At 65.0% G+C, this 18,658-nt stretch carries 19 protein-coding genes; 8 read left to right on the top strand and 11 right to left on the bottom strand.

The features are described from left to right. Positions 1–42: 42 nt before the first annotated feature. The 8 genes from ACFQXB_RS07290 to argS all read right to left on the bottom strand — a co-directional run bounded on the left by ACFQXB_RS07290 (position 43) and on the right by argS (position 7,693). Positions 43–459, bottom strand: a complete 417-nt coding sequence (locus tag ACFQXB_RS07290) for a secondary thiamine-phosphate synthase enzyme YjbQ (RefSeq protein ID WP_377401408.1) — start codon at positions 457–459, stop codon at positions 43–45. Next, positions 459–1,964, bottom strand: coding sequence for a DNA recombination protein RmuC (gene rmuC / locus ACFQXB_RS07285; protein WP_377401405.1), 1,506 nt, complete (start codon positions 1,962–1,964; stop codon positions 459–461). Before rmuC ends, ACFQXB_RS07290 begins: the two co-directional genes overlap by 1 nt. A 303-nt stretch (positions 1,965–2,267) precedes the next feature. After that, positions 2,268–2,480: a hypothetical protein gene (locus ACFQXB_RS07280; RefSeq protein WP_377401403.1), complete on the bottom strand. Its 213-nt coding sequence runs from the start codon at positions 2,478–2,480 to the stop codon at positions 2,268–2,270. Between the two features lie 8 nt (positions 2,481–2,488). Then, positions 2,489–3,151: an SMC-Scp complex subunit ScpB gene (scpB, locus tag ACFQXB_RS07275; protein WP_377401400.1), complete on the bottom strand. Its 663-nt coding sequence runs from the start codon at positions 3,149–3,151 to the stop codon at positions 2,489–2,491. After that, positions 3,148–3,936, bottom strand: a complete 789-nt coding sequence (locus tag ACFQXB_RS07270; RefSeq protein ID WP_377401397.1) for a segregation and condensation protein A — start codon at positions 3,934–3,936, stop codon at positions 3,148–3,150. The genes scpB and ACFQXB_RS07270 overlap by 4 nt, the downstream gene beginning before the upstream one ends. Then, positions 3,929–4,927 carry a beta-N-acetylhexosaminidase gene (gene nagZ, locus ACFQXB_RS07265; protein WP_377401394.1) on the bottom strand — a complete coding sequence of 333 codons (999 nt, stop codon included), beginning with the start codon at positions 4,925–4,927 and terminating at the stop codon, positions 3,929–3,931. The genes ACFQXB_RS07270 and nagZ overlap by 8 nt, the downstream gene beginning before the upstream one ends. Next, positions 4,928–5,878, bottom strand: a complete 951-nt coding sequence (locus tag ACFQXB_RS07260) for an SPOR domain-containing protein (RefSeq protein WP_377401391.1) — start codon at positions 5,876–5,878, stop codon at positions 4,928–4,930. A gap of 69 nt (positions 5,879–5,947) precedes the next feature. Beyond that, complete coding sequence (gene argS, locus ACFQXB_RS07255) at positions 5,948–7,693, bottom strand: arginine--tRNA ligase (RefSeq protein WP_377401388.1); 1,746 nt, start codon at positions 7,691–7,693, stop codon at positions 5,948–5,950. 175 nt (positions 7,694–7,868) lie between these two features. Between argS and ACFQXB_RS07250 the strand changes: the two genes are divergently transcribed. The 3 genes from ACFQXB_RS07250 (at position 7,869) to ACFQXB_RS07240 (ending at position 11,744) form a co-directional block, all read left to right on the top strand. Next, complete coding sequence (locus tag ACFQXB_RS07250) at positions 7,869–9,761, top strand: propionyl-CoA synthetase (RefSeq protein ID WP_377401385.1); 1,893 nt, start codon at positions 7,869–7,871, stop codon at positions 9,759–9,761. A gap of 139 nt (positions 9,762–9,900) precedes the next feature. Continuing rightward, a complete protein-coding gene (locus tag ACFQXB_RS07245; protein ID WP_377401382.1) occupies positions 9,901–10,359 on the top strand; it encodes a hypothetical protein in 459 nt (152 codons plus the stop codon). Continuing rightward, on the top strand, positions 10,356–11,744 hold the full coding sequence (locus ACFQXB_RS07240) for a sigma-54-dependent transcriptional regulator (protein WP_377401379.1): 1,389 nt from the start codon (positions 10,356–10,358) through the stop codon (positions 11,742–11,744). The genes ACFQXB_RS07245 and ACFQXB_RS07240 overlap by 4 nt, the downstream gene beginning before the upstream one ends. Here ACFQXB_RS07240 and ACFQXB_RS07235 read toward each other — a convergent pair whose 3' ends face one another. Continuing rightward, positions 11,745–12,512, bottom strand: coding sequence for an NAD kinase (locus tag ACFQXB_RS07235; RefSeq protein ID WP_377401376.1), 768 nt, complete (start codon positions 12,510–12,512; stop codon positions 11,745–11,747). A 177-nt stretch (positions 12,513–12,689) separates the two neighbouring features. Here ACFQXB_RS07235 and glyA point away from each other — a divergent pair, with 177 nt between their 5' ends. The 3 genes from glyA to ACFQXB_RS07220 all read left to right on the top strand — a co-directional run bounded on the left by glyA (position 12,690) and on the right by ACFQXB_RS07220 (position 15,187). Then, positions 12,690–13,985 (top strand): serine hydroxymethyltransferase, encoded by a 1,296-nt coding sequence (glyA, locus tag ACFQXB_RS07230; RefSeq protein WP_377401373.1) that lies wholly within the window; start codon positions 12,690–12,692, stop codon positions 13,983–13,985. A gap of 57 nt (positions 13,986–14,042) precedes the next feature. Further along, positions 14,043–14,810 carry an alpha/beta fold hydrolase gene (locus ACFQXB_RS07225; RefSeq protein ID WP_377401370.1) on the top strand — a complete coding sequence of 256 codons (768 nt, stop codon included), beginning with the start codon at positions 14,043–14,045 and terminating at the stop codon, positions 14,808–14,810. Between the two features lie 101 nt (positions 14,811–14,911). After that, positions 14,912–15,187 carry a hypothetical protein gene (locus ACFQXB_RS07220; RefSeq protein ID WP_377401368.1) on the top strand — a complete coding sequence of 92 codons (276 nt, stop codon included), beginning with the start codon at positions 14,912–14,914 and terminating at the stop codon, positions 15,185–15,187. Here ACFQXB_RS07220 and ACFQXB_RS07215 read toward each other — a convergent pair. Both ACFQXB_RS07215 and lepA read right to left on the bottom strand, forming a co-directional pair. Then, on the bottom strand, positions 15,157–15,480 hold the full coding sequence (locus ACFQXB_RS07215) for a hypothetical protein (RefSeq protein ID WP_377401365.1): 324 nt from the start codon (positions 15,478–15,480) through the stop codon (positions 15,157–15,159). The genes ACFQXB_RS07220 and ACFQXB_RS07215 overlap by 31 nt on opposite strands. A 44-nt stretch (positions 15,481–15,524) precedes the next feature. Then, entirely contained in the window at positions 15,525–17,324 is a 1,800-nt protein-coding gene (gene lepA, locus ACFQXB_RS07210; RefSeq protein WP_377401362.1) for a translation elongation factor 4, read from the bottom strand. Between lepA and ACFQXB_RS07205 the strand changes: the two genes are divergently transcribed. Together ACFQXB_RS07205 and ACFQXB_RS07200 are read left to right on the top strand one after the other, a co-directional pair. Further along, positions 17,290–17,922, top strand: a complete 633-nt coding sequence (locus tag ACFQXB_RS07205; RefSeq protein WP_377401359.1) for a hypothetical protein — start codon at positions 17,290–17,292, stop codon at positions 17,920–17,922. The two genes, lepA and ACFQXB_RS07205, sit on opposite strands and share 35 nt — an antisense overlap. 22 nt (positions 17,923–17,944) lie before the next feature. Next, a complete protein-coding gene (locus tag ACFQXB_RS07200; protein ID WP_377401356.1) occupies positions 17,945–18,637 on the top strand; it encodes an NAD-dependent deacylase in 693 nt (230 codons plus the stop codon). The last annotated feature ends 21 nt before the right edge of the window (positions 18,638–18,658 follow it).

Here is an 18,658-nt window from a genome sequence, read left to right as displayed (position 1 = left end):
AATGGCTTGGGTAGAGGCGATTTGCCGATCAAGATATGGGGATCAGGCCAGGTGGGCGACAATCTCGCGCCGATGGGGGGCGCGGCGATGTTCCACCACATAGATGCCTTGCCAGGTGCCCAGCAGCATCCTGCCCTCGGCCACCGGGATCTGCAACGAAACCGGCAGCACCGCCGCCTTGAGATGCGCCGGCATGTCATCCGGACCCTCGGCACGATGGGTGAGATAGTGCATGCGCGGATCATCGGCCTGCGGCGCGATCCGGTCCAGCCAGGCCATCAGATCGACCTGCACATCGGGATCGGCGTTTTCCTGGATCAGAAGCGAGGCCGATGTGTGCCGGATGAACAGCGTCAGAAGCTGCAGCCCTTCCCCGTTGTCCCGCAGCCAGCGCGCAACGGTGTCGGTGATGTCATAACAGCCCGGTCCCTGCGTCGGAATCGCGAAACGGGTCTGCATCAGACCGGCCGTGGCAGCGCGTCACCGCGGGCATCCGGCGCAGGCAGTGTCGGCTCGTCCTCATCCTCGTCGAAGGGGACAGGCAGGGTCTTCGATGTGCGGGCGCCGAGTTTGCGCAGCTTTTCCACCTGCCCCAGCACGTTGCCACTGCCGCGCGACAGCCGGTCGAACGCCGTCCCGTGCGCCTCCTGGGCGCGGCGCAGACAATCGCCCACCTTCTCCATTTCCGTGACAAACCCGTGGACCTTGTCGAACAGCTTTCCGGCCCGGTCGGCAATCTCTTCGGCATTGCTTTCGCGCCGCTCGACCGCCCAGATATGCTCCACCGTCTTGAGCGCGACCATCAGCGTCGTGGGCGTCATGATCCCCACCCCCTTCTGCAAGGCGTAGGAGGTCAGATCCCCGCGCAGCCGAAGCGCCTCGGAGAGGGCGCCCTCGATCGGCACGAACATGAGCACATAATCCACCGAACTGCCGTCCAGCGCGTGATACCCCTTGGCGGCAAGGGTATCGATATGCCGCACGAGCGAGCGGACATGTTCCGCCATCTGGACGGCACGTTCGTCCTCGTTGTCGCTGCTCAGCGCGGCTTCATAGGCGACAAGGGAAACCTTGGAATCAATTACCAGCGTCTTGGACTTGGGCAGCTTGACCACCACGTCGGGCCGCCAGGCCTTGCCGGTTTCGTCCCGGCGATGGGTCTGGGTTTCGTAATGCAGCCCCGCCTCGAGCCCGGAATCCTCGAGGATGCGCTCCAGGATCATTTCGCCCCAGGCGCCTTGCCGCCGCACGTCGCCCTTGAGCGCGCGGGTCAGGTTCACAGCCTCCTGGCTGATTTCCTCCGAGCGGCGGTGCAACTGCGCGATCTGTTCCTTCAGACGGGCGCGTTCTTCGTCGGCGGACTTGTGGACCGTGCGCAGTTCCTCCTGAAACCGGCCGACATGGTCCTTGAACGGCGCAAGCAGGGCCGTCAGCCGCTCCTGGTTGGCGCGCGAGAAGTCCTCGCCCTGGGCGCGCAGGGTTTCGGCGGCAAGTTCGCGGAACTGGCGTGACATTTCCTCGCGCAATTCGCGCAGCGTGACGATCTCGCGCTCGGCGGCCGCGCGGTCCTTCTGCATTGCGATGCGCAGAGACTGCAACTCGGCGCGCAGGTCATGGGCTTCCCCCTCGGCGCTGCGCAGATGGCTGACCAGGCCGTCGCGTTCGGTGCGGATCTCGGCCAGAGCTGTTTCAAGGGCGGTCCGCGCCTCTTGCAGACGTTCGGCCCGGGCGAATTCCGCCGTCACCCGCGCCTCGCGTTCCGCGGCTGCGGTTTCAAGCGCCACAAGGCGGGCCTGCTGTTCGGACAGCCGCGCTTCGCTGTCCTGCAGCCGTTGTCCGCGGATATCGCAGGCGGCCCGCCACTGCGCAAGGCTGCGGCCCTGCATCAGCAGCAGGATCAGCAACACGGCCGCGGCCGCGCCAAAGACGAATGCGAGTGTCGCGGGATCGGCCAGAGAGGTCATCGGAACGTCCTGAGGTGATGTTGGCCGTGCCATTGCGTCAGACGGTGACGCCGAACGCAAGGCGAAAGCGCCACCGTCTCGGAAAGGCATGATGCCATCCCTTTCCGGTGCGGCACGTCCCTTACCAGGAACATGGAACCGGCGTTGCCAGACTACCTGCACCGCCCTTTCGGGAAAACCACTTAAAGATGAAGCAAGGCCAAACCCACACGTGAAACGTGATATGCTGCAACTTCCGCCACGGCAAGCCGGCGAGTCAGATCTCGGCGGGTTGTCGCCAGACGCCCGAAGCGGCGGCCTGTCTCAACGGCCAATGCGCCGGGTGATCCGGGCGGCCTGACGCGCGCGTTTGGCGGTTTGCCGGCCCTTGGCGGCCTGGCCTCCGGCCATGCGCGCGCCCTTGTTGATTCCGGTGTTGATCGCGCGGCGCATGAACATGCGCAGGATCATCGTGATAATACGGTTCATGCTCGGTTCCTTGTCATGAAGGGCGGGGTCTCCGCCATAAGCGGCCATTCTGGCCCTCATTCCTCGAACAGCTCGCTCTGGTCCAGCGGGGGCGTGTCGTCATCCTCGGGTTCTGCGTCCGGCGCTGCAAGGTTGCCGGGCAGCGGACGGTTGTCGAGAAGCCCTGCCTCGCGCAGTTCCTTGAGCCCGGGAAGGTCGCGGGCGGATTCGAGCCCGAAGTGATCCAGAAAGCCCTCGGTGACAATATAGGTCACGGGGCGGCCCGGTGTCATCCTCCGGCGACCGAATCTTACCCACTCCAGTTCAAGCAACTGATCAATTGTGCCGCGCGACACGGCGACGCCGCGGATCTCCTCAATCTCGGCGCGGGTAACGGGCTGATGATAGGCGATGATCGCCAGGGTTTCGATGGCCGCGCGGCTCAGCTTGCGCATCTCGACCCGTTCGTGCTGAAGCACCCAGCCAAGATCCGGCGCCGTGCGAAAGGCATAGCCGTCGCCCACGCGCACAAGCCGCACGCCCCGGCCTTCATAATGCCGCCGCAAAAAGGCCAGCGCCTCGGCCGGATCCGACCCATGCGGCATGCGGGCGGCCAGATCCCGCACCGACATCGGTTCCGCGCTGGCAAACAGCATCGCCTCGACCATGCGCTCCTGCTCGGCCAGCGGGGGCGGCTGGAACAGGGCCGGATCCTGTGGGGGTTTGCGGGTCGCGGTCATCGGGACTTTCGCCGTATGTGAAGAGGCGCGAAGGGATCGGCCTGTTTCAACTCTACCTGCCCGCCTTTCGCAAGTTCCAGCGTTGCGGCAAAGGTCGCCGCGGTAGCCGATCGCCGCCGGGCCGGATCATCGCCCCATCCCTCGGGCAACCAGGTGAACAGGTCCACCCAATCGCCGGCGTAGCCGATCAACCCGCGCAGGCGTTCAAGCGCCTGTTCCATCGTATAGACATTGCGCCGGTCGAACGCATAGGGCCGAAACTCATCCCGTGTCCGCAGCCGGGCATAGGCCTGCATCAGCTCCAGCAGGCTGGCGGAATAATTGACCTTGCGCACCTGCCGGATGCCCGCAGGCGCACCGCGCGCGAAAAAGTCCCGCCCCCGCTGGTCGCGGGCCATCAGCTGTGCGGCGGCCTCTCGCATCGCTTGCAGCCGTTCCAGCTGATAGGCCAGATGCGCGGCAAGCTCTTCCCCCGAGGGGCCATCCTCGCCGGGTTCGGGCGGCAGCAGAAGGCGCGACTTTAGATAGGCAAGCCAGGCCGCCATCACCAGATAATCGGCGGCCAGTTCGATGCGCAAGGCGCGCGCCTGGCTGACGAAACCCAGATATTGCTCGGCCAGCCGCAGCACCGAGATGCGGCGAAGATCCACCTTCTGGCTGCGCGACAGCGTCAGCAACAGATCAAGCGGCCCCTCATACCCCTCGACATCGACAATCAGCGCCTCGGCGGCAAGCCGCTCCTGGACGCTGGTGCCGGTCGGTTGTTCCCAATCCCGTTCAGCCATGACCCTGCTCGCCCGTGAGGGCGGCAAGTTCCCGCTCAAGGGCGATGATGTCAACAGGCTCGGGCGGGCGCCGGGCCGCAAGCGCACGATCGGCGCGCGTCGCCGCAGCCTCGGTCATGTTGCCCGAGGCCCCGGCCACCTCCTGCATCTCGGCCAGGTTGCCATTGCAATGCAGCACCACGTCACAGCCGGCGGCAAGAGCGGCACCGGAACGGGCGCCAAGCGTGCCCGACAGGGCCTGCATCGAGATGTCGTCGCTCATGATGAGGCCGTCAAAGCCGATCTCTTCGCGCAGAAGCGCCATCATGCGCGGCGAACAGGTGGCCGGCAAGTCATCAAGGGCCGCGTAGACGATATGCGCCGTCATGGCCATCGGAAGGTCGTTGAGGGCAGTAAAAGCCGCGAAATCGGTGGAACGGAGCGTGGCTGCATCTGCTGCAACCACGGGCAGGTCCAGATGGCTGTCGGCCGTGGCACGTCCGTGCCCTGGGATATGCTTGAGCACCGGCAGCACGCCCCCGGCAAGAAGGCCCTCGGCCGCCGCACGTGCCGCTGCCACCACCGCCGCCACCGTCTCGCCATAGCAGCGATCGCGCAGGAACGGATGCGTTTCCGCGCCGGCGACATCGGCCATCGGCGCACAGTTCACATCCACCCCAACCGCATGCAATTCCGCTGCAATCAGGCGGTAGCGCAGCCACATCGCCCGAGGATCGCCGCCCGCCCGCGCCAGCGCCTCGAGCGGGGGCAGCCATTGCCGCCAATGGGGCGGGCGCAACCTCTGCACGCGCCCCCCCTCCTGATCGATCAGGACAGGTGCCTCGCGCCCGACGGTGCTGCGCAGATCCGCTGTGAGACGGCGCAGTTGGTCGGGCGTCTCGATATTGCGGGCGAAAAGGATGAAGCCCCAGGGATCCGCCTCCCGGAAGAAGGCGGCCTCCTCCGGGCCGAGGGCAAGGCCGGCACAGCCCAGAATGGTCGCGCCGGGCATCTAGCGGATCTGGACCGGGATACAGGCCGCCTGCTCGGCCAGCAGCGCCGAGCAGAACCGGCGTGCGTCAGCCTCATCGGCAAAGCCGTGTGCGCGAAGACGATAGAACGTCCTGCCGCCGCTTTCAGCCGTCTGGATTACCCGCGCCTTGCCTTCAAGATAGGCCGAGAAACGGCCCGACAGGCGCTCCCATTCGCGGCGCGCGCTGTCGGCGTCATCAAATGCGCCAAGCTGAACCAGGTTGGTGCCGGGGGCGAGGCTGTCTGCACTGACGTCCCGCGCGGGGGCTGCGGCGGACGGGGCCGCCTGCACGGCAGCGACCTGAGCTACAGCCGCGCGGGCCGGACGCGGCGACGGGCGCGGAGAATAGCTGACGGCAGCGGCGGGTGCCACGGCGGGCTCGGCCTGCGTTTCGGGCGCGGCGGGAAGCTCGGCCGGCAGGTTGCGCGCAAGCTCCTGCGCGATGGCCAGGGCAAGATCCTCGGCCTCTTCCACAGCCAGTGCGGGCGCATTCGGATCCTCGAACAGCGCTTCATTGGCAATCCCGTCGGCATTGACCGCTTCGGCAAGTTGCGCAGGATCGCGGGGGGCGGCCTGCAGGATCGCCGCAGCAGCGTCCTCTTCGGCAAGTTCGAGCGGCTGAGGGGCAAGCACAAGACGTTCGGGCGGGGGCGCCGCCTCGCCATCGGCAGCCACCGCGTTCACCGCAAGCCCCTGATGGCTGGCAAGCCTGCCACCCGGATCCTCGGGCGCGACACGCATCGGCCCTTCCAGCGCGCGCACCACAGGCACGCCGGTCACATCGCGGACCGCAAGGCGATAGCCCCAGACGGCAACCCCGACGATCAGCGACACCGAGACCAATGCCCCGGCCCAGTTGGTAAGCTTCTGCACGCTGGCCCCACGCTGCGGGGCCTCGTCATCATAGACGTCGTATCCCAAAACCGCCATGCCTGCCTCACTGCCCCACCGGTCTGACGCCGGCGCTGGTCCTGCTACTCATGCCGGCTGGGCGCCTTTTCAGCGCATTTCTTCGACCGGCGTGACCCCCAAGATACCAAGACCTGCAGAAATAACAACCGCCACTGCCCGCGCGAGGGCGATTTTCGCCTGCGAGGCTGCGGGATCGTCTTCCTGAACGAAGCGCAGGCCGGGTGTATCGTTGCCACGGTTCCACAGGCCGTGGAAGTCGGAGGCCAGTTCGTACAGGTAGAAGGCGACGCGGTGCGGTTCATTGCTGCGGGCTGCGGTTTCGACCAGACGCGGCCATTCCGCGATCTTGCGGGCCAGGGCGATCTCGGCTTCATGGTCAAGGCGCGCAAGATCGGCGCCGGCAAGGGCTGCGTCATCAACGGCAACACCCGCCTCGGCCGCCTTGCGCATCACCGAGCGGACCCGGGCATGCGCATACTGAACGTAAAAGACAGGGTTGTCCTTCGACTGCTCCAGAACCTTGTCGAAGTCGAAATCAAGCGTCATGTCGTTCTTGCGGGTCAGCATGACGAAGCGCGTCACGTCCGGGCCGACCTGATCCACCACATCGCGCAGCGTGACAAAGGTGCCGGCGCGCTTGGACATCTTGAACGGTTCGCCATTCTTCCACAGCTTCACCAGCTGCATCAGCTTGATGTCAAGCGGCACCCGCCCGTCCGAAAGCGCCGAAACCGCAGCCTTCATCCGCTTGACATAGCCGCCGTGATCGGCGCCGAACACGTCGATCAGGGCGTCAAAGCCACGCGTGATCTTGTCGTAGTGATAGGCAATATCCGGAGCGAAATAGGTCCAGCTGCCATCGGATTTCTGCACGGGCCGGTCCACGTCATCGCCATGCGCAGTCGAGCGGAACAGCGTCTGTTCACGCGGCTCCCAATCCTCGGGCGTCTTGCCCTTGGGCGGCTCAAGCGTGCCATGATAGATGAGTCCCTTGGCCCGCAGCGCTTCAAGCGCGGCCTCGATCCGGCCGGTGCCGTAAAGCGACTTCTCGCTGAACCAGACATCCATATGGACGCCCAGCGCCGCCAGATCCTCGCGGATCAGGGCCATCATCCGATCAGTGGCGAAGTCACGGACCGTTTCCAGCCAGTCGGCCTCGGGCCGTTCCAGCAGGCTGTCGCCGAATTCTTGCTTCAGCGCCTCACCCACCGGGATCAGGTAATCACCCGGGTAAAGCCCCTCGCGGATTTCCGGCGAAAGGCCGTGCGCCTCGCGGTAGCGTTCGTAGGCCGACCGTGCCAGAACATCCACCTGCGCGCCGCCGTCGTTGATGTAATATTCGCGCGTCACCTCGTGGCCCGCGAAGGCCAGCAGCCGCGCCAAGGCATCGCCAAACACCGCCCCGCGCACATGGCCCACATGCATCGGCCCGGTGGGGTTGGCCGAGACGAATTCCACGTTCACCCGCTGACCCTGCCCCATGGTCGAGCGGCCAAAGCCGTCACCCGCCTGCAGCGCGGCGCGCACCAGATCCTGCCACACCCCTGGTGCAAGCCTGAGGTTGATGAACCCCGGCCCTGCAACCTCGGCCGCAAGAACCCGCGGATCCGCGGCAAGTTTCACGACAAGCGCCTCGGCCAGGTCACGGGGTTTCGCGCCGGCGGGTTTGGCAAGAACCATCGCCGCATTGGTCGCCATGTCGCCATGGGCCGCATCGCGCGGCGGCTCGACCGCAACACTGGCGAAATCGAGCCCTGCCGGCAAAGCGCCTTCTGCCACCAGCGCATCCAGTGCGCCAAGCACCAGGGTGCGAAGTTCGTTAAAAAGGTTCATGACCGTCATCCTTTGTTCGGCTGCGGTTTATCATGCCCATCCCGCACGTCAACGTTTGCCCCCAGGCGCGGCCGCCCGCCAGTTTTTCAGCCGTTTGCGATAACGCTCGCGCAACAATCTTGTGTATTTCGCAGCCGCAGCGTAACAGGATTTCAATGATCTGGAGGAGGATCCCATGTCCTACGCTGAAACCTACGCCCGCTGGAAAGCCGATCCCGAAGCCTGGTGGATGGAGCAGACCGCGGCAATCGACTGGGATCGCCCGCCCTCGCGCGCATTGTTCGCCGAGAATGCGCCCTTCTACGAATGGTTCGCCGATGCGCAGGTGAATACCTGCTGGAACGCGGTCGACCGGCATGTCGAGGCCGGCCACGGCGACAGGATCGCCATCATCCATGAAAGCCCCGTCACCCACACCGTCCGCAAGATCACCTACGCCGAATTGCGTGACCGCGTGGCAAGCCTTGCCGGGGCGTTGCGCGCCAAGGGCATCACCAAGGGCGACCGGGTCATCATCTACATGCCGATGATCCCCGAGGCGCTCGAGGCGATGCTGGCCTGTGCGCGGCTGGGCGCGATCCATTCGGTCGTCTTCGGCGGCTTTGCGGCCCCCGAACTTGCCGCCCGGATCGACGACGCAAAGCCCAAGGCGATCATCGCCGCCTCCTGCGGGATCGAGCCGGGACGGGTTGTGCATTACAAGCCACTGCTGGACGGCGCGCTTGAACTGGCCCATCACCTGCCCGACTTCTGCGTGATCCTCCAGCGCGAACAGGAAGTTGCGAAGCTGGTGCCCGGACGCGACGTGGCCTGGCACAGCTTCCAGTTCGGCGTCACGCCCGCCGAATGCGTCCCGGTCGAGGGCAATCACCCGGCCTATATCCTTTACACCTCGGGCACGACCGGGCAGCCCAAGGGTGTCGTGCGCCACACCGCCGGCCATCTGGTGGCGCTGTGCTGGACCATGAAGAACATCTATGGCGTCGAACCGGGCGAGGTGTTCTGGGCGGCTTCGGATGTGGGCTGGGTCGTGGGGCATTCCTACATCTGCTATGCGCCGCTTCTGCACGGCAACACCACGGTCGTCTTCGAAGGCAAGCCGGTCGGCACCCCGGATGCCGGCACGTTCTGGCGCGTGATCGAAGAACACCGCGTGGCAAGCTTCTTCACCGCCCCTACCGCCCTGCGGGCCATCAAGCGCGAAGATCCGCAGGCGCTGCTTGTGCGTGACTATGACCTGAGTTCCCTGCGCGCGCTGTTCCTTGCGGGGGAACGGGCCGACCCTGACACCATCCACTGGGCGCAAAGGGCGCTGGGCGTTCCGGTCATCGACCATTGGTGGCAGACAGAAACGGGCTGGGCCATCGCCGCCAACCCGCTTGGGATCGAGCATCTGCCGGTCAAGGTCGGATCACCTTCGGTGCCGATGCCGGGACATGACGTGCAGGTTCTTGACGAAGGCGGCCACCCGGTTCCCCCCGGAACGCTGGGGGCGATTGCCATCCGCCTGCCCCTGCCGCCCGGAACGCTGCCGACGCTCTGGAATGCGCCCGAGCGGTTCCGCAAAGCCTATCTCAGCCATTTCCCCGGCTTCTATGAAACCGGCGATGCCGGCTATATCGACGACGACGGCTATCTTTACATCATGGCGCGCACAGATGACGTCATCAACGTCGCAGGTCACCGCCTTTCGACCGGCGCGATGGAAGAGGTGATCGCTGCCCATCCCGATGTCGGCGAATGTGCGGTGATCGGCGTGGCAGATCCTCTCAAGGGCCAACTGCCACTGGGGGTCCTGTGCCTCAACAAGGGCTGTGACCGCGATCCGGCCGAGATCGTGCGCGAATGCGTGGCAAGGGTGCGCGACAGCATCGGGCCGGTGGCGGCCTTCAAGCAGGCCGTCGTCGTGGATCGGCTGCCGAAGACCCGTTCCGGCAAGGTGCTGCGTGCCACCATGGTCAAGATCGCGGATGGCGAGGAGTTCCGCGTTCCGGCCACGATCGATGACCCCGCCATCCTGGACGAGATCGCAAAGGCATTTGCCGCGATAGGATATCCTGCGAAATAAGCAGACCTGGCACCGGCAAAGCTGCAAACTCTACTTATGAGCAGGTTGGTGTCGCCGACAAACTGGTGTATGCGAAAAGGGCGCAACCGGGGATTGCAGGGCAATTCCGGTGATCGCAGTACCCGTTTAGGTGTTGATCATGTCTGGTTTCTTTGCTGCAGAAGCGCCCCCCGCCCTGACCGTTGCCGTTCGCGAGATGCACACCTCTGCCACGCCGCGCCGGTTTTCCTGCAACAGCGCCGCGCAGGCCGCGATGGCGGCCGCGCGTCTGGACCGCACGATCCTGGGCGCCCTGCAAGAGCTGATGGGAACTGGCTGGCCGAACGCTCTGGCACAGATCCGGTGCGATCTGGAGACGGTGCGTGTGGCGCTGGCCGCCGAGGGCGCGCTGGGCGACCGGGCGCTATTGCGGGCACAGTCACATGTGCTGATTGCAGTAGCCGGGACGCTCGGGGGGCTTCGCGTGCAGCGGCTTGCCGAGGAACTGAATCGCGCTGCGCATACCGATGGCATGCCCACCATTGCGCTGGGTCGCGCCCTTCTGCAGGAAATCGGTGCCCTGGTGGACATGATCGCAGAACCGGAACGCGTCTCATGAGTGACGCACCCCTGCTCCTGATCGAGGACATTCCCTCGCTGCAACTGGTCTATCGCGCGGTGCTTCAACGCGCCGGACTGGCGGTGGACACAGCCACAACCGCGCGCGAAGGGCTCGAGATCTTCCGCAAGGGCAAGCCCGACGTGGTTGTTCTGGACATGATGTTGCCCGATCGTGACGGGCTCGAGCTCATGCAGGAACTGCTGAAGATCCGGCCGGGCACGCGGGTGATCGTCATCACCGCCAACGGCACGATCAGCCGCGCGGTCGAGGCGATGCGTGCCGGGGCGCACGAATTCCTGGTCAAGCCGTTCGACGACCAGCGGTTCCTGCACGCGATCGAAAACGCCCGCGCGGCACTTCGCGCGCCTCTTCCGGCCGAGGATGAGGAGGTGGCAACCGCACCGACGGGGGACTTCATCGGCCAGTCTCCGGCGATGAAAGAGGTCTATTCCCGGATCAGATCGGTGGCACGGTCGATGGCCACCGTCTTCATCACCGGCGAAAGCGGCACCGGCAAGGAGCTTTGCGCACAGGCGATCCACCGGACGTCGAACCGCGCCGAGGGGCCGTTCGTCGCGCTCAACTGCGGGGCCATCCCGGCCGACCTGCTCGAGTCCGAGGTGTTCGGCCATCTCAAGGGATCGTTTTCCGGGGCGATCGCCGACAAGATCGGTGCCGCGGCGGCCGCCGATGGCGGCACGCTGTTCCTCGACGAGATCTGCGAGATGGACCTCAACCTGCAGACCAAGCTGTTGCGCTTCCTGCAAACCTCCACCATCCAGCCGGTCGGCACCTCCAAGCCGCGGAAGGTCAACGTCCGGATCCTGTGCGCGACCAACCGGGATCCGATGGAAACCGTGCGTCGGGGACAATTCCGGGAGGATCTGTATTACCGCCTGCATGTCATTCCGATCCACATGCCCCCGCTGCGCGAACGTGGCGATGATGTGATCGAGATCGCCGAGAAGCTGCTGCGCAGGTTCTCGCGCGAAGAGCAGCGCCATTTCACCGGGTTCAGTGACGAAGTGAAAGAGATTTTCCGGCGGCTGGACTGGCCCGGAAATGTGCGCCAGTTGCTCAACGTCGTTCTGAACGTGGTGGTCCTGCATGACGGCACGCTGGTCACAGCCGACATGCTGCCGCTTGACCTGCGGCGCAGTGACACCCGTCAGGCCGCACAGGCCCCGGCCCCGAAGGCTGCGCCCGATCTGAACATGCTTGCCGGCAAGACGCTTGCGCAGATCGAACGGCTGGTGATCGAGAATGCGATCGAGCGGCATAACGGGTCGGTTCCGCGTGCGGCGCGGGAACTCGATGTCTCGGCCTCGACGCTCTACCGCAAGCGCGAAGGCTGGCAGAAATCCGGCGACGCCGCAGAGTAGCTAGACGAACTGTTCCTGGATCAGCCGCTCTTCCAGGCCATGCCCGGGATCGAACAGCAGGCGATGGCGGATGGTCGGGTCGCTTCGGATTTCGACCCATTGCACATCCCGGACCGAGCTTCCATCTGCATCCGCCATGACCGGGCGCTTGCCCGGTTCCAGAACCTCGAAATGAACCGTGGCCGTGTTCGGCAGCAACGCACCCCGCCAGCGACGCGGACGAAACGCCGCCATCGCCGTCAACGCCAGAACATCGGCACGGATCGGCAGGATGGGCCCGTGGGCCGAATAGTTGTAGGCCGTCGAGCCCGCGGGCGTGCAGACCAGCGCGCCGTCGCAGACCAGTTCCTCAAGCCGCACCCGCCCATCGACCCGGATGCGTAGCTTGGCGGCTTGCGGGCCCGCGCGCAGCAGCGACACCTCGTTGATCGCCAGGGCCTGATGTTCCTGCCCCTGCATGTCCAGCGCGCGCATGCGCAACGGGTTCAGAAGCGCCTCTTCCGCGGATGCGAGGCGTAACGGCAGGTCATCCTCGGAGAAGGTGTTCATCAGGAAACCCACCGTGCCCCGGTTCATGCCGTAGACCGGCGCGGCCAGATGCTGCGTCTGGTGCAGGGTCTGAAGCATGAAACCGTCGCCGCCAAGGGCCACGATCACCTCCGCCTGCTCCAGCGGCACATCGCCATACCGCGCCACAAGACGGTCCCGCGCCGCGGCTGCGGTGGGATGGCTGCTGGCCGTGAAGGCTATACGCGTTGCCTGTGGCATGGGCCGCCTCCTGTTTCCGAAAGTCATCGCCCGCCCCGAAGGGAAACACAAGACCACGATCGGCACGCTTTCCGCGGCCGGGGAGTTTTGCCGGCGGTCCCTGCGTCGTTTTCAGGCCTTCCGATAGGGGCCGACCTGCGATAAGACGCGCGCACATGTTTCCTTCCGGAGAGTCCCATGAACGCCAGCCACCGCGACAGCGGCTTTTTCACCGAAAGCCTGACCACCCGTGACCCCGAGCTGTTCGGCGCGATCCAGAAGGAGCTGGGCCGTCAGCGTGACGAAATCGAACTGATCGCCAGCGAAAACATCGTGAGCCGCGCCGTAATGGAGGCGCAGGGCTCGGTGATGACAAACAAATATGCCGAGGGTTATCCGGGCAAGCGGTATTACGGCGGCTGCCAGTATGTGGACATCGCCGAGAACCTGGCCATCGAGCGTGCCTGCCAGCTCTTCGGCGTCAAGTTCGCCAATGTGCAGCCGAACTCGGGCAGCCAGGCGAACCAGGGCGTGTTCACCGCGCTGCTGCAGCCCGGCGACACGATCCTCGGCATGGATCTGGCCGCTGGTGGCCATCTGACCCATGGCGCGGCCCCGAACCAGTCCGGCAAGTGGTTCAACGCGATCCAGTATGGCGTGCGCCGCGACAGCAACCTGATCGACTATGACCAGGTGGAGGCCCTGGCGAAGGAACATCAGCCCAAGCTGATCATTGCCGGTGGCTCGGCCATCCCGCGTCAGATCGACTTTGCCCGCTTCCGCGCGATTGCGGATATGGTGGGGGCGTATCTGCTGGTGGACATGGCGCATTTCGCCGGGCTGGTGGCGGGCGGCGTGCACCCCTCGCCCTTCCCCCATGCGCATGTGGCCACGACGACCACGCACAAGACCCTGCGCGGCCCGCGGGGCGGGATGATCCTCACGGATGACGAGGCGCTGGCGAAGAAGTTCAACTCTGCCATCTTCCCCGGCATCCAGGGCGGGCCGCTGATGCATGTCATCGCTGGCAAGGCTGTGGCCTTCGGCGAAGCGCTGCGCCCCGAGTTCAAGAGCTATGCCGCGCAGGTGGTGAAGAACGCGCAGGCCATGGCCGACCAGCTGATGAAGGGCGGGCTTGATATCGTTACCGGCGGCACGGATACGCATGTGATGCTGGTGGACCTGCGACCGAAGGGCGTGAAGGGCAATGCGACCGAAAAGGCGCTGGGCCGGGCCCATATCACCTGCAACAAGAACGGCATCCCCTTCGATCCGGAAAAGCCGGCCGTGACATCGGGCGTGCGTCTGGGCACCCCTGCCGGCACCACCCGAGGCTTTGCCGAGGCCGAGTTCCGCCAGATCGCCGACTGGATCGTCGAGGTTGTGGACGGGCTTGCGGCAAACGGCGAGGACGGCAATGCCGAGGTCGAAGCCAAGGTCCGGGCCGAGGTTCTTGCCCTCTGCCAGCGCTTCCCGATCTACAGCGACCTGTGACGGGCCTGCCCGGGCCACAGCGCCCGGGAATCCTGCATCCGCGCCGGAAAGCCAGCCATGCTTCACTGCGACGTCCACCGCACAAGCGCCGCCGCACCGCGGCCACCGCTTCTGATCGTCCACGGCCTGTTCGGTTCGGCGCGGAACTGGGGCGTCATCGCCCGCCGGCTTGCCGACAGCCGCAATGTCATCGCCGTGGACATGCGCAACCACGGCAACAGCCCCTGGACCGAAAGCCACGGCTATGACGACATGGCCGCTGATCTGGCGGAAGTGATCGCCGCCCACGGCGGCCAGATGGACGTGGTGGGCCATTCGATGGGGGGCAAGGCGGCGATGATGCTTGCCCTGACCCGGCCCGACCTGGTGAACCGGCTTGTGGTCGCTGATATCGCCCCGGTCGCTTATGGGCACAGCCAGTCCCACCTGATCCGCGCGATGCAATCGCTTGATCTTTCCGGCCTCACCTCCCGGTCCGAAGCCGATCGCCGCCTGGCTGTCTCGGTTCCGGATGACGGCGTGCGGGCCTTCTTGCTGCAATCGCTGGATCTCAAGGCCAATCCTGCACGCTGGCGGCTGAACCTTGACCTTCTGGACCGTGACATGGGCCGCATCACCGGCTGGCCCGAGGTGGCCGGTCAGTATGATGGGCCGACGCTGTTCCTCTCGGGTGCGCAGTCGAACTATGTGATGCCCGAACACCGGCCCATCATCAAGGCGCTCTTCCCCCAGGCGCGGTTCGCAAGAATTCCGGGCGCGGGGCATTGGCTGCACGCTGAAAAACCCCGAGAATTCGAGCAGAGCCTGCGGGTCTTCCTCGACTGACCGATCCGCCAAAGGTGGCGCGACGAACTGCTTGACCTGCGTCATCTCATTCGGCGCATTTCATGTTATCGTTACATGCGATTGATGACGGGGGGAGACCGATGATCACGCTTGACGACATTCTGGACATGACATGCCTGACCCGCAGCGAAATCGCTGCGATCGCCGAACATGACGGGCTTGATGGCGTTCACGCCGCTGCCTATGGCGACTATCTGATGCACCTGCATCATGGGCCGCAACAGGTTCAACGGATGATCTGCGAAGACGTGCGTGCCGCGCTGCACGCACATGACCTGGCCCATGCCCGGATCCTGTTCCAGACGCTGCGTCAGTTCATCGCCGATCACCCCGAGGCGGCGCGCGGTGCTGACTGATCGGCTGGGCAGGCAAGCCTGGCCCGGATTTCGCCCGTATCGCCGCGGAGGGAGGACAGGCGCGGCTGGCAGCCGGTTTCCTCGGCTATCAGCCTCAGCATGAGATCGGGCAAGGACTGACGGGTGGCGCGGTCGGCATGGTCAAGGCGGATCACCTGCACGCGGTCGCCCTTCCGGAACAGCGCAAAGCGCATCCCGTCGCGTTCGATGCGCGTCTGGGGCGCTCCAAGAAACTCGGGCGCGGGCGAGGCGCAGGCACACAAAAGAACAGGCGCAAGGATGAGGGCTTTCATAGCCTCAGCCTTGCGCCACATGGTTAAGATCGGGTTAAGAAGTCTCAGCTGTCCATCTTCAGCGCGTTGATGAAGGCCTGCTGCGGGATCTCGACCTTGCCGAACTGCCGCATCTTCTTCTTGCCCGCCTTCTGCTTCTCCAGAAGCTTTTTCTTGCGCGTGACGTCACCGCCATAGCACTTGGCGGTCACATCCTTGCGCAGGGCCGCGATGGTTTCCCGCGCGATCACCCTGCCCCCGATGGCCGCCTGAATCGGGATCTTGAACATGTGCCGGGGGATCAGCTCTTTCAGCTTTTCGCACATGGCGCGTCCGCGCATCTCGGCCCGGTCGCGATGCACCATCATCGACAAGGCGTCCACCGGCTCGTCGTTGACCAGCACCTGCATCTTGACCAGGTAGTCTTCCTGATAGCCGATCATCTGGTAGTCAAAGCTGGCATAGCCCTTGGTGACCGACTTCAGCCGATCATAGAAGTCGAACACGACCTCGTTCAACGGCAGGTCATAGACCACCATCGCGCGGCTGCCGGCATAGCTGAGATCCAGCTGCACCCCGCGCCGGTCCTGGCACAGCTTGAGCACATCGCCCAGATATTCGTCCGGCACCATGATCGTGGCCTTGATGCGCGGCTCTTCGATGTGGTCCACATGAGTCAGATCGGGCATGTCGGCGGGATTGTGCAATTCCACCACCGATCCGTCGCGCATATGCACATGATAGACGACCGAGGGCGCAGTCGTGATCAGGTCGATGTCATATTCGCGCTCCAGCCGGTCACGGATGACCTCCAGATGCAGAAGGCCAAGGAAACCGCAGCGGAAGCCGAAGCCCAGCGCCGCCGAGGATTCCATCTCGAAGCTGAAGCTCGCGTCATTGAGGGCGAGCTTTTCGATCGCGTCGCGCAGCCCCTCGAAATCGGCGGCATCCACGGGAAAGAGACCGCAGAACACCACCGGCTGCGCCGGTTTGAATCCCGGCAGCGGCTTGTCGCAGCCCTTCTTCTCGGTCGTGATCGTGTCGCCCACGCGCGTGTCGCGGACCTGCTTGATCGAGGCGGTGAAGATCCCGATCTCGCCGGGCCCCAATTCGGCGATATCCACCATCTGCGGCTTGAGCACCGCAAGCTTGTCGATGCCGTAAACCGCTCCGGTCTGCATCATCCTGATGCGATCGCCCTTCTTCACGACGCCGTCCATGACGCGGATCAGGACCACGACGCCCAGATAGGGGTCGTACCAGCTGTCCACGAGCATTGCCTTCAGCGGCGCGTTCCGATCGCCCTTGGGGGGCGGCAGGCGCGTGACGATCGCCTCGAGCACTTCCGGGATGCCAAGGCCCGACTTGGCCGAAATGGGGATCGCCTCGCTGGCGTCGATGCCGATCACATCCTCGATCTGCGCCTTCACCCGGTCGGGCTCGGCTGCAGGCAGATCGATCTTGTTCAGAACCGGGACGATTTCATGGTCCGCGTCGATCGCCTGATAGACATTGGCAAGCGTCTGCGCCTCGACCCCCTGGGAGGCATCCACGACCAGAAGCGATCCTTCGACCGCGCGCATCGAACGGCTGACCTCATAGGCGAAATCCACGTGGCCGGGCGTGTCGATCAGGTTCAGGATATAGGTCTGGCCATCCTTGGCAGGATACTCGATCCGCACGGTGTTGGCCTTGATGGTGATCCCGCGCTCGCGCTCGATATCCATGCTGTCGAGCAGCTGCTCTTTCATGTCACGTTCGGCGACGGTGCCGGTCAGCTGGATCAGCCGATCGGCAAGCGTGGATTTGCCGTGGTCGATATGCGCCACGATGGAAAAATTTCGGATTTTGTCGAGCTCGGTCATGCGCCGGGATATGCGCTGGAACCCGTTCCCGGTCAATGGAAATAAAGCCCTCGCGCCCGGCAGCCACGCGGGTGCGGCGATTCGCACCCGGCCCGCTGGCATACCGCGCAGCTTACCCGTTGCTGTAGACCGACTGACAATCGCAACGACATCTTGTGATCGGCGCCCGGCGATGCTCACGTTGAAAAAACGGCCGAAATTGTCTATGAAGAAACCGAGGAAATCCGGAACCGGCGACAGGGAGAATAACTCCTGCGCCCTCAGGAACGAGGCAGTACCCATGAAGAAATACCTGATCGCGGCAACTCTGGCCGCAGTCACCCTTCCCCTTGCCCCTGCCACAGCCGTTGCAGGCCCGATCGAATCGGCCTGTCTGTCGTCGGGTCGCCAGGCCGCCAGCCGCGCGCTCTGCCGCTGTGTGCAACAGGCCGCCGATGCGACCCTGACACGCGGCGATCAGCGTCAGGCCGCGGCCTTCTTCCGTGATCCGCACAAGTCGCAGGAAATCCGCGCCTCGAAATCGGCAAGCGATAGTGCCTTCTGGGCGCGCTATCGCCAGTTCGGGGCTACCGCCGAAGCGCACTGCACGGGCAGTTGATCCTGGCTCGACAGGCGCGGGCATGATCGTCATCCTTACCGGTGCGGGCATCTCCGCCGAAAGCGGGCTGGGCACGTTTCGTGACAGGGACGGGCTCTGGACCCGCTATGACCTGAACGAGGTGGCGACTCCCGAAGGCTTTGCCCGCAATCCCGGAGTTGTGCACGCGTTCTACAACGCCCGTCGTGCCAACTGCCGGGAGGCGCAGCCCAATGCCGCGCATGTCGCGCTTGCCCGACTTGAAGCAGAGCACGCCGAAAAGGTGCTGATCGTCACGCAGAATGTCGACGACCTGCATGAACGCGCCGGCAGTCGCAACGTCTTGCACATGCATGGCTCCCTTGGCGGCGCGCTCTGCGCCCACTGTGCGCATCGCTGGCCGGCCCCAAGGGTGATGACTGCTGATGATCCCTGCCCTGCCTGCGGCAAGCGCCGCACACGGCCCGACATCGTCTGGTTCGGAGAATACCCCTACTACATGGAGCAGATCTGGGAGGCCCTGCGCAGCGCGCGGCTTTTCGTCTCGATCGGCACCAGCGGCACCGTCTATCCGGCGGCGGCCTTCGTCCAGGACGCAGCCCGCGCCGGGGCCGAAACGCTCGAGCTCAATCTCGAAGGCTCGGAGGGCGCGTCGGATTTCGATGCGTGCCGCCGCGGGCCGGCCAGCCGCATCGTTCCGGAATGGGTCAGCGAAGTTCTGGACGCCAGGCGCTGACCGCACCGCACATGCTGGCGC

Source organism: Halodurantibacterium daqingense (genome assembly GCF_042666235.1).
Taxonomy (GTDB): domain Bacteria; phylum Pseudomonadota; class Alphaproteobacteria; order Rhodobacterales; family Rhodobacteraceae; genus Halodurantibacterium; species Halodurantibacterium daqingensis.
This window is presented reverse-complemented; position numbering and strand designations above follow the sequence as displayed.